General features: G+C 74.8%; 8 protein-coding genes and 1 pseudogene. All 9 read left to right on the plus strand.

All coding sequences use genetic code 11. The features are described 5' to 3' along the window. Positions 1-414, plus strand: a pseudogene (locus AC1MIR_RS14060) (hypothetical protein); the annotation flags it as partial. A gap of 3 nt (positions 415-417) precedes the next feature. Next, positions 418-615: a hypothetical protein gene (locus AC1MIR_RS14065; RefSeq protein ID WP_480028822.1), complete on the plus strand. Its 198-nt coding sequence runs from the start codon at positions 418-420 to the stop codon at positions 613-615. Then, on the plus strand, positions 612-1,700 hold the full coding sequence (locus AC1MIR_RS14070) for a phage late control D family protein (RefSeq protein WP_480028823.1): 1,089 nt from the start codon (positions 612-614) through the stop codon (positions 1,698-1,700). Before AC1MIR_RS14065 ends, AC1MIR_RS14070 begins: the two co-directional genes overlap by 4 nt. Beyond that, complete coding sequence (locus AC1MIR_RS14075) at positions 1,697-2,386, plus strand: phage baseplate assembly protein V (protein WP_480028824.1); 690 nt, start codon at positions 1,697-1,699, stop codon at positions 2,384-2,386. Before AC1MIR_RS14070 ends, AC1MIR_RS14075 begins: the two co-directional genes overlap by 4 nt. After that, complete coding sequence (locus AC1MIR_RS14080) at positions 2,383-4,866, plus strand: hypothetical protein (RefSeq protein WP_480028825.1); 2,484 nt, start codon at positions 2,383-2,385, stop codon at positions 4,864-4,866. The genes AC1MIR_RS14075 and AC1MIR_RS14080 overlap by 4 nt, the downstream gene beginning before the upstream one ends. After that, entirely contained in the window at positions 4,863-5,264 is a 402-nt protein-coding gene (locus AC1MIR_RS14085; RefSeq protein WP_480028826.1) for a GPW/gp25 family protein, read from the plus strand. Before AC1MIR_RS14080 ends, AC1MIR_RS14085 begins: the two co-directional genes overlap by 4 nt. A gap of 3 nt (positions 5,265-5,267) precedes the next feature. Then, a complete protein-coding gene (locus tag AC1MIR_RS14090) occupies positions 5,268-7,535 on the plus strand; it encodes a putative baseplate assembly protein (protein WP_480028827.1) in 2,268 nt (755 codons plus the stop codon). Positions 7,536-7,537: 2 nt separating this feature from the next. Next, entirely contained in the window at positions 7,538-9,910 is a 2,373-nt protein-coding gene (locus AC1MIR_RS14095; protein ID WP_480028828.1) for a phage tail protein, read from the plus strand. Next, positions 9,907-10,606 (plus strand): hypothetical protein (locus AC1MIR_RS14100; RefSeq protein WP_480028829.1); only part of this gene is annotated, 700 nt, incomplete at its 3' end. The genes AC1MIR_RS14095 and AC1MIR_RS14100, both read left to right, overlap by 4 nt.

A 10,606-nucleotide genomic window follows, 5' to 3' on the forward strand; every position in this document is an offset into this window, starting at 1 on the left:
CCCCCGGGCCGGGGCGGGGGCGCCGCGCCGGCCGTCAAGGGCGCGACCCCCGCGCCGCCGAGCCCCTGGGCGCCGGAAGGGCCGCCGCCGGGCAGCCAGGCGGCGGGGCTTGCCGCCATCGTGCTGTCGCAGCGCGCGGCGGGGATCGCGCTGGCCGCGCCGAACACGCCGGATGCGGTGACGGCCCTGGCGCCGCGCGGCTCGCCGCCGCCGGTGCTGCCGCGCGCGCCGACCGGCATCGCGCCGCAGGCGATCCGCAGCGTGCCGCGGGAAGCGGAGACCACCGGCGACCGGCGGCCGCGCTGGGAGGCGCTCGGCACCGCGTCCGCGCGCTTCGTGCCGGCGGCCTTCGCAGCGCGATCCGGATGCGGTTGCGGCGGCGGCTGCGGCTGCGCGCGCTGCGGCGGGGGCTGAGCCATGCCGGTGATCATCGGCCAGGTGGACACCGACATCAGCATGGACCGCGGCGGCGCGTCCGCGGCCGAGGGCGCGCAATCCGCCGAGTCCGGCGGCCAGCCGTTGGAGGTGCAGGTGGAGGAGCTCCGCGCCGCGATCCGCGCGCTCATCGCCGAGGAGCTGGAGCGCGAGCTCCGCCGGAGGCTGCCGCAGCGATGACCGACGGCCCGCCCCTGCTGGTCGGCGCACGGCCGGTCATCTCCATCGACGGGCGGGAGGACAGCGCGCTCATGCGCGACCTGATCCGGCTGGAAACACGCGCGGACAGCAGCGGCGTGGACGAGCTGGAAGCGGTGTTCCTGAATTTCGGCGCGGCCGAGGGCGCCGGCAGCCCGGGCTTCGTCCATTTCGACCGCAGCCGGCTGGATTTCGGTAAGTCCATCGTCGTCGCCTTCGACGTCGGCGGCAGCAGCGAGACGGTGTTCGACGGCACCATCAACGCCATCGGCGCGCTCTACCCCGAGCAGCGCCCGCCCGAGCTGACCATCCTGGCGGAGGACGCGCTGGCGCGGCTGCGCCTGAAGCGCCGCTCGCGCGTGTTCGAGCAGAGCAGCGACGCGGACATGCTGAGCCAGCTGGTGCAGGACGCCGGGCTGCGCGCGGATGTGCAGGCGGAGGGCCCCACCCACACGCAGCGCTGGCAGGTGGGCCAGAGCGAGCTCTTCCTTCTTCGCGAGCGCGCGCGCGCGCTGGATGCGCGCATCACGCTGCGCGACGGCGCGGTGAAGGTCTCGACGCGAAGCGACGGCGCGCGACCGGTGACGCTGACGCGCCTCAACGAGCTGATCCGCTTCGAGCTGAAGGCCGACCTGGCGGAGCAGCGCAGCGCGGTGCGCGTGCATGGCTGGGACGTGGCGGGCAAGCAGGCGATCACGGAGGAAGCCGGCACCGACGCCGCCCGCGCCGCCGCCGAGGGCCAGGGGCGCACCGGCGCGGAGATCGTGCAACAGGCCTGGGGCGAGGCGCCGGAGGACCTGCATCTCGATGCGCCCGCCAGCACCGAGGAGGCGCGGCGGCTGGCCGAGGCGCGCATGCAGCACCGCGCCCGCGGCTTCGTCCGCGGCCGCGGCGTCACGCGCGGCAGCCCGCAGCTGCGCGTCGGCGGCCGGGTCGAGCTGCTGGATCTCGGCGCCTGGTTCTCCGGCGTATGGGAGGTGACCGCGGTGCGCCATTGCTTCGACCAGGCATCGGGCTACCGCACCGAATTCGAAGCGTGCCGCGCCGCGCTGGAGGCTGGCGCATGAGCCCCTTCGACTTCGGCGGCGTCAGCCGCCCCGTCCTCGCCGGCGTCTATCCTGCGCTCGTGCGCGACGTGCAGGATCCGGACAGCCAGGGCCGCGTGAAGGTGGAGCTGCCCTGGCTCGGCGCCGATGCGGCGAATGCGCAGGCCTGGGCAAGGCTGGCGACGATGATGGCCGGCGCCGACCGCGGCACCTGGTTCATCCCGGAGCCGGGCGACGAGGTGCTCGTCGCCTTCCACGGCGGCGATCCGAGCCGGCCCTATGTGATCGGCGCGCTGTGGAACGGCGTGGATGCGCCGCCCGAGACCATGGACGGGCAGAACAACCTGCGCTCCGTCACCTCGCGCTCCGGTCATCGCGTGCTGCTGGACGACACGGCGGGCGCCGAGAAGGTGGAGGTGGAGACGCAGGGCGGCCACAAGCTGACGCTCGACGATGCCGCGGGCGGCACCGTGACCCTCACGCACACCAACGGCGTGACGCTCACGATGGACGCGGCGGGGAATGTCGCCATCACCGCCAACACCCGCGTGACCATCGACGCGCCGGCCCAGCTCTCCGTCAGCGCCGGCATGGTCCAGGTGGATGCGGGCATGAGCCGCTTCTCGGGCGTCGTGCAGTGCGACACGCTGATCACCAACTCGGTGATCAGCGCCAGCTACACGCCGGGCGCCGGGAACGTCTGGTGATGCCGCTCGACCTCGCCCCCCGCGCGCGCAGGCGCCTCCTCGTCCCGGCCGCGAAGCACGCGCCGCGGGAGACGCTGGTGCCCGCCCTGCCCTTCTTCCTGCGCGGGGCGGCGATGCCGGAAGCCGCCGCGCCGCCGCTGCTGAGCTTCGAGGGCACGTCCTTCATCGAGGATTTCCTGGCCGCGGTCGGCGACGCGCAGAAGCTGCCCAGGCTGCTGCCCTGGCGGGACTGGTCGGAACCGCCCTCGGGCGTGCTGGATGCGGCGGGCGCCGCGCTCTACCCGGCCACCCTCGCGCGTGCCGCGCCGCTGGCCATCGAGGATGACGGGCTGCCGGGCGACGGCATCCCCGCGGGCACGCCGCCCTGGCTGCGCAAGCTCTATCTGCCGCTGCACCAGCGCTTCACCTTCGTGGCCTTCGACCTGGTCTGCCGCCGCCTCGGCTTCCCGCCGGTGGACCGCGCGCGCATCGTGGCCGCCGGCGCGGTGGTGCGGCGGCTGCGGCCGGACGGCACGCGCGCCCGCTGGGAGGACTGGATCAGCGCCGACGGCAAGCGGGGCGTCTGGACCGAATTGGCGCTGCCGGTCGAGCAGCTCGATCCGCAGGCGCTCGCGCCGGGCGCCTTCGCCGGGCAGGAGGTCGCCTTGCGCGCGCGGCTCGGCCTCGCCGCCGATGCGGCCCTGCCCGCGGCGCTGGACAGCGCGAAGCTCGCCCTGCTGCAGCCCGATGCGGCGGGTGGCGCCGCGGCGCGGCACTGCACGCTGTATGGCTACCTGCCGGTCTTCTCCGCTGCCGAGCAGGCGGCCGATGCCGCGCCCGCCTCCCCGGTCGCGACGGTCGCGGCGCTGCAATCCCGCGCGACGCAGACGATGCAGGACGCCGCCGTGGCGACGCCCGCGCTGGCCGCGACCATCGGCACGGCGCTGCACGACCTGCTGGATGCCGCGCTGCTGCCGACGCAGCCGGGTGCGGCCGAGATCGCCAATGCCTGGACCACGGTGGATGGCTTCATCGGCAGCGCGGCGCGCCCCTTCGCCGATGCCGACGAGTCCGTCGCCTTCACGCTGGACCGCGCCTTCGGCAGCATGCTCGCGGCCGGCTTCGCGGTGCTGGCGCCGGCGACGTCGGATGCGGATGCGCTCGACCCCGACGCGCCGGAAACCGCCGGCATCTGGCTCGGCCGCGCGCGCGACCTGCTGGCGACCTGGGCGGTGCAGCCCGCCAACCGGACAACGCGCTTCGGCTCGACCTGGGGCGGGGAGAACTACGCGGCGAACCGTCCTTCCTGGCGCATCCTGCTGGACCACCGGCTGCGACAGGTGGCGACGGCGCTGCGGCAGGGCACCGCCATTCCGCCCGCGAGGGCCGGCGTGTCGGTCTTCTTCGACACCGCCGATGCCGGCGTGCTCTGGGTCTGCCTCATGCTGCGGCTGCGCGTGCTGCGCATCGCGCTCGCCGCGACGCTGCGCCGGCAGATGTTCGGCGCCGATGCCGAGACGGCATCGCTGATCGCGCTGCAGGGCGGCCTTCCCGCGGGCACGCCCGGCGCGCTGGGCGAGGAGATCGCCGCATCGCTCGGCCTCGAGGCATGGCGCGGCACGGCGGATGCGCCGAGCTGGCCGACGCTCGATCGCGCGACACCGCCCGGCAGCGGCGATCTGCGCGCCTCCGATGCGCATGACGCCGCGCGCCGGCTGGAAGACGCGCTGGTGGAGTTCGAGACCGGCGCGGCGCCGGCCGGCACCGCCTTCGACGAGGAACAGACCGCGCGGCTCGCCACGCGCGCCACGGCAATCGCCGGCCGGATCGGCGCCCTGACCGCCGGCTCCTCCGATGCCGCGATCCTGCGCGCCCAGGGGCTGGAGGTGCTGGAGCAGCCCGCGCGCGGCCTTCTCGGCCTGCCCGGCGCGGCGCCGACATCCTTCGCCGTCGCCTCGCTCGGCATATCGCTGGCCGCGCGCTACGCCGACCAGGCGGTGGCGCTGCGCGTGGCGCGCGACGAGGCGCGGGTGCCGCGCAAGCGCTACGACCATGACAGCCTCTATGCCGTCTGGTGCTGGGCGCGCGTGGCGGGCCGCGACAAATGCGAGACGGAGACGATCGTCTGGACGCTCGGCAGCGAGCCGTTCAGCATCGCGGAGCCCACCGACATCCTCGGCGCACAGCCCGCCACGGTGCAGCTGCCGGACATCCCCAAGCTGATCCGCGACATCCCCCGCATGGCCAAGGCGCGCGCCAAGCCCTTCGCGGCCTTCGCCGCGCCGCCCAACAGCAGCTACATCACCGGCGAGGAGCCGGGCGACACCAAGCGCGCCTGGGGCATCGGCTGGATCTGCAGCTTCGGCATTCCCGTGCTGACGATCTGCGCCTTCATCCTGTTCAGCATCATCTTCTCGATCCTCATCCTGATCCCCGGCTTCTTCTGGATGCTGCTGCTGAAATTCTGCATCCCCGTCCCCGTGCCGAAGAAATCGTCATGAGCGGAACCCAGGCAAAGCCGCTGCGCGGTGTGCGTCTGCCACTCGTCGGCCCCGCCGGCTGGGGCTGGGTGGAGGATCCGGAGGCGGCCGACCAGGCGGTGCGCGCGGTGCTGCTGACCGAGCCCGGCGAGCGCATCGGCCGCCCGCTGTTCGGCGCCGGGCTGCGCCGCTTCCTGTTCCAGCCGAACAGCCTGGAAACCCGCACCCGCATCCGCCTCACGATCGAGGAAGCGATGGCCCGCGACCTGCCCCGTCTCAAGCTCGAAGGCGTCGAGGTCGAGGTCGCGACCGCGCCGCGCGAGCCCGAGCGGCTGGAGATCACGGTGCGCTTCCGCATTCCCGGCAGCGCGGTGCCGCAGGCCGCGAGCGTCGGGCTGACCCTGCAGGGAGGAGGCTGAGCCATGGCGATCCAGCCACCCCGCCTGGACGACCGCTCCTGGCAGGATCTGCGCGACGAGCTGGTCCGGCGCATCCCCGTGCATGCGCCGGAATGGACGGATCACAGTCCCACCGATCCCGGCGTCACGCTGATCGAGCTCTTCGCGTTCCTGGGCGACAACCTGCTCTATCGGCTGAACCGCGCGCCGGAAGCGGCGAAGCTGGCGTTCCTCAAGCTGCTGAACCTGCCGCCGCGGCCTGCCATCCCCGCGCGGGTGCAGCTTCGCCTGGTGCTGCCGAAAGGCGGGATAGACGCCGAGACGCCCGATTTCTCCCCCACCGCGCCGCGGCTGGAATGCGCGGCCGGTCCGGTCTCCTTCGAGGCCGACGAGGAGATCACCGTCCTGCCGCTGGAGGTGGCGGGCTTCGTCAAGGCGCGGCACGACGAGACCGTGCCGGCGGAGGGGACGGAAGCGGTCAGCCAGCTGCTGGAATCGCATCTCGGCACCGCGCCGGGCGCGATCTCGGCCTACCGCACCGTGCCGATGCCGGCGGTGCAGGGCGGCGCCCTGCCGGCGCCGACCAGCAGCGCGGGCACGCTGGACGGGCGCTTGTGGCTGTGCCTGCTGGCGCCGGAGGATGCCCTGTCGGCACTGGCGCCGCGCACGCCGGCGGAAGCCCTGGCGGTGCTGCGCGAACGCATCTCCGGCCGCGTCCTGAACCTCGGCGTGCGCACCGATGACGCGCTCTGCGGCCCGGCCGACGTGCTGCGCTGCCCCGATCCCGGCACCGCCGGCACGCCCTGGCCGGTGCGCGCCGAGATCTCCACCGGCCGCTTCCACGGCGCGTCGAAGCGGGTGGACCGCGCGGCCTTCGAGCGGCTGTCGATCGTGGCGGACGGCACAGAGGGGCTGACCCGCTCCGGCACGCTGCGGCTGCGGCTGCCGGACATGAAGGGCGGCGTGCCGGTGCTCGGCGACTGGACCGAGGACAGCTTCGACCCGCCCGACCCCGATCTGCTGGGCGTCGGGCCGCTGCCGCCGCGGCTCGATGACCCGAAGCAGGCCGCGCGGGTGCTCGGCTGGATCAGCCTGCGCAGGATCGAGGCGGCGCATCCGCCGATCCGGCTGCGCCTGGTGGAAGGCAACGGCGTTGCGGCGACCCAGGCCGTCACCGCGGCGCCCGAGCTGCTCGGCCATGGCACCGGCCGGCCGGCGCAGGTGGTGCGGCTCTCCAAGGCGCCGATGCTGCAGGACAGCGAGCTGGTGCAGGTGCGCGGCACGCTCGGCTGGGAGAAATGGACGCGGGTGGACGACCTGGCGCTCGGCGGGCCCGACGATCCCGTCTATCTGCTCGATCCGGTCGAGGGCACGATCACCTTCGGCGACGGGCTGCATGGTCGCATGCCGCTGCCGGGCGAGGCGATACGCTGCCTCGGCTACCGCGCCGGCGGCGGTGCGCGGGGCAATGTGCCGGCGATGGCGGTCAGCCGGGTGAAGAATGCGCGCGTCGCGTTGCGCTGCGAAAACGCGCTGCCGGCCGAAGGCGGCCAGGACGCCGAGACGATCGCGGAGGCGACCGCGCGCATCCCGCGCACGCTGCGCACCCATGACCGCGCCGTGGCGGCCGAGGATTTCGTCGAGATCGCGCTGGAGACGCCGGGCCGCCAGGTGGGGCGCGCGCATGTGCTGCCGCGCCACAAGCCGCAGCAGCGCGCCGATGGCATCCCGGGCACCGTCACCGTCGTGGTGCTGCCCGCGCATGATCCCGTCACGCCCGACACGCCGACGCCCGACCGCGAGATGCTGCGCCGCGTCTGCGCCCATCTGGAGCCGCGGCGGCTGGTGACGACGGAGCTCTATGTCATCCCGCCCGAATACGTGCCGGTGGATCTCTCCGTCGCGGTGGAGGCCGAGCCCGGCACCGGCGGGGAGACGCTGAAGCGCTGGGTGGAGCTGGCGCTGCGCCAGCATTTCGCGCCGCTGCCGCCCTATGGCCCGGACGGCGCCGGCTGGCCCTTCGGCCGCGCGGTGCGCGACCGCGACGCGGAAGCCGCGGCGCTGCGCGTGCAGGGCGTGCGGCTGGTGAACGAGGTGCTGCTGGAAGGCGAGGCGATCGGCGCCGATGGCGCCGTCACGCCGGTCAGCGGCAGCGTGCCGATGCTCGCCTGGCAGTTGCCGGTGATCCGCAGCGTGCGGGTCGCGATCGGCGAGAAGGCCGAGGCGATCGCGCCCGAGCCGCCGGCGCCGGTGGACGGCATGCCGGTGCCGGTCGAAGTCGAGAAGTGCTGAGCATGCGCCAGCCCGCCATGCTCCACCTGACCGGCCGCCGCATGTGGGAGCGCTGCGACCACAGCGCCACCCGCATCGAGGGCGCGCCGGCACGGGTGACGCTGGCCACGGCGGTCTCGGTCGCGGAGGCACCAGGGCCGGTGAACCTCGCGGCCTGGCGGGCGGCGATGGGCGCGGCCTCGGTGGTGGAGTGCCCGCCGGACCTTTGCGCGGGCAGCGCGGTGCTGCTGGCCGATCCGCGGCGTGGCCTGTTCGTGCTGCGGGACGGGGCGTGGGCGGCATGGGCGGTGCCGCAGGCACGCGCAGCGACGCCCGCGGCGCTGGAGTTCGCGGCGCCCGCGCCGCCGCCGGCCCGCTCCCCGCCGCGCGCGCTGGCGCGCGACCCGCATGGACGCCTGTGGCTGCTCGACGGCGCACCGCCGGCGGTCCGCATGCTCGGCCCGGATTTCCGTCTCTCCGCGCGCCTCCCCCTCCCCGCCGACGCGAACCCCATCGCCATCGGCTGCGCCGCCTGGGGCGTGATCGTCGCGGATGGCGCGGCGCCGCGGCTGTTCCTGCATCCCTGGGGCGGCGCCTGGATCGGGGTGGCGCTGCCGGCCGCGCCACGCGCCATCGCCGCCGATCCGCGCTTCGCCAACGCCGTGGTGGTGCTGGAGGGCCGGCGCGTCGCGCTGCTCGATGGCCCGGCCGCGCCCGTCCTGCACCGCCTTCCCGGCATCGCCAATCCGCTGCATGCGCTGATGACGGCAGCCGACCGCGTGCTGGTCGCCGACGTCGCCGGCGTGCCCGGCGCGCAACTGCCGACGCGCTTCACCGAATACCTGCTGACCGATGCAGGCCCGGAAGCCGAGGGCGGCTTCGCCGTGCGCGGCTTCGACGGGCGCGCCATCTGGATCGGTGCCGATGGCCGCGTCATGGCCTCCACCGCCACCGGCGCCCGCGCGCTCTATGCCCAGGAGCCGCGCTTCGCGACCGATGGCGTGGTGGAGACCTTCGCGCTCGATTCCGGCGTCTTCGCCTGCGTCTGGCATCGCCTGTTCCTCGACGCCTGCGTCCCATCCGGCACGCGGATCCTCGTGGAGGCGCGCACCGCCGACACGCTGCCGCCGCTGGCGCTGCAGCGCGCGCCGCGCCCGCCGGCCGACCGCAGCGCGCCGGTGCCGGAGGATCGCGCCTGGCCGCCGCTCGGCTCGCTGACGGCGGAGGAGCAGGTGGGCTGGTCGCCGGTGGGCATCCTGGACAGCCGCCCCGCCTATGCCGACACGCCGCTGCCGCCCTTCTCCACCGCGATCCCGAGCGAGGACCCGCTGCACGACGCACGCGGCGCCGCCGATCCGCCGCCGGAGGCGATGGTCACGCTGGAGGGCGTGATCAAGGCGCCGCCCGGGCGCTGGCTGTGGCTGCGGCTGCGCCTCTCCGGCACCGAGCGCCGCGCCCCCGCGCTCTTCGCGCTGCGCGCCACCTGTCCGCGGCCGTCGCTGATGGACCTGCTGCCGGCCTATTGGCGCGGCGATCCCGTCTCGGCCGACGCCACCGACCGCTCGCTCGCGCTGTTCGAGGGCTTCGTCACCGAGACCGACGCCCGCGTCACCGCGCTGCGCCACCTGCTCTCCGCCACCACGACGCCGCGCGAGGCGCTGGACTGGCTCGCGAGCTTCCTGGCGCTGGTCTTCGACGCCCGCGTTGATGAGGCGGTGCGGCGCAGCCTGCTGAACGAGGCGATGACGCTCTGGCGCCAGCGCGGCACCATCCCTGGCCTGACGCGGCTGCTCTCCATCCTCGCCCGCGCGCCGGTGCAGATCATCGAGGGCTTCCGGCTGCGCCGCGAGAGCACGGCGGTGCTCGGCACCGCCGATTGGGGCGTGCTCGGTCCCGGCCTGCAGATCGGCGACGACGAGGGGCCGGACAGCCTGCCGGCCGAGCCCTGGGAACAGGCGCTCGCGCTGCGGCACGCCGCGCTGGTTCTGCGCCGCGCCGCGATCCGCGCCGAGGGCGGCAGCCCCTGCCCCGAGGCCGATCCGCCGGACCCGCTCGACCCCGATCCGGTGATCCGCTTCCATCGCCGCTTCGCGCACCGCTTCACCGTGATCATCCCCGCCTGCCGCACGGATGAGCTGGCGGCGGTGCTCGACCTGGCGACGGAAACGCACAAGCCGGCGCACACCGTCCATGATCTCTGCTGGCTCGATGCCGGCTTCCGGCTCGGCGCCGGCAGCCTGGTGGGCATCGCGCGCATCGGCAGCCGCCCGGGCTTCACGCCCGCGATCCTCGCCGCACCGCTCGGCGCCGGCCGCACCCTCGGCCGTGCGGATCGCGACACGCGCTGGCGCCTTGGCGCCACCCCACTGAACCAGCACAGGACGCGATGGCCATGAGCGACACCGCCACGCTGTTCGCACCGCTCGAGGATGCGGACCCCGCGACGCCAGGCGATCCCTTCTCCCGGCTGCGCTACAGCTACGGCCAGTTGCTGGGGGCGGAGGATTTCGCCGCCGAGCAGCGCTACCACCTGCTGCGCGAACGCCTGCTGACGGCGACGCTGCATGGCCACGGCACGGTCTGGGGCCTGCGCCTCTCGGCACGGGAGGATGCGACGAACAACACCGTGCAGCTGGTCTGCGCGCCCGGCCTGGCGGTGGATGCGCTGGGCCGCCTGATCCATGTCGATCAGGAGGTCTGCCTGGACGTGACGGGCCTGGCGCTGGCGCCCTTCTGGTCGGACCTCGCCCCGCCGCCGGCGCCACCCGCCGCGGAGGAACCGGACGCAGGCGGTGGCGCGGACACGACATCGGGCGGAGACACGGCAGCCGGCGCGGACAGCGTCTCCGGCGACGATTCCGTGCCCGGCGGCGATGACGCGGAGACGGAGGCGGAGGATGCGCCCGCCGAGACGCGCGCGCGCCGCGCCTATGTCGTGCTGTCCTACCGCGCCTGCCTGGCCGACGAGATCCCGGCGATCACGCCGCCCTGCTCCGACAGCGGCGAGGCCACGGCCTACGCCCGCGTGCTGGATCGCTGGCGGCTCTGCCTGATGGCGGAGCCGCCGCCCGCTCCGCATCCGCTGGCGCGCG

It is taken from the genome of Falsiroseomonas sp. RANM36 (assembly GCF_056682175.1).

Bases quoted from the DNA above. Each gene is read 5' to 3' on its own strand.
- AC1MIR_RS14065 (WP_480028822.1), top strand. From the start codon at position 418: ATGCCGGTGATCATCGGCCAGGTGGACACCGACATCAGCATGGACCGC.
- AC1MIR_RS14070 (WP_480028823.1), top strand. From the start codon at position 612: ATGACCGACGGCCCGCCCCTGCTGGTCGGCGCACGGCCGGTCATCTCC.
- AC1MIR_RS14075 (WP_480028824.1), top strand. From the start codon at position 1,697: ATGAGCCCCTTCGACTTCGGCGGCGTCAGCCGCCCCGTCCTCGCCGGC.
- AC1MIR_RS14085 (WP_480028826.1), top strand. From the start codon at position 4,863: ATGAGCGGAACCCAGGCAAAGCCGCTGCGCGGTGTGCGTCTGCCACTC.
- AC1MIR_RS14090 (WP_480028827.1), top strand. From the start codon at position 5,268: ATGGCGATCCAGCCACCCCGCCTGGACGACCGCTCCTGGCAGGATCTG.
- AC1MIR_RS14095 (WP_480028828.1), top strand. From the start codon at position 7,538: ATGCGCCAGCCCGCCATGCTCCACCTGACCGGCCGCCGCATGTGGGAG.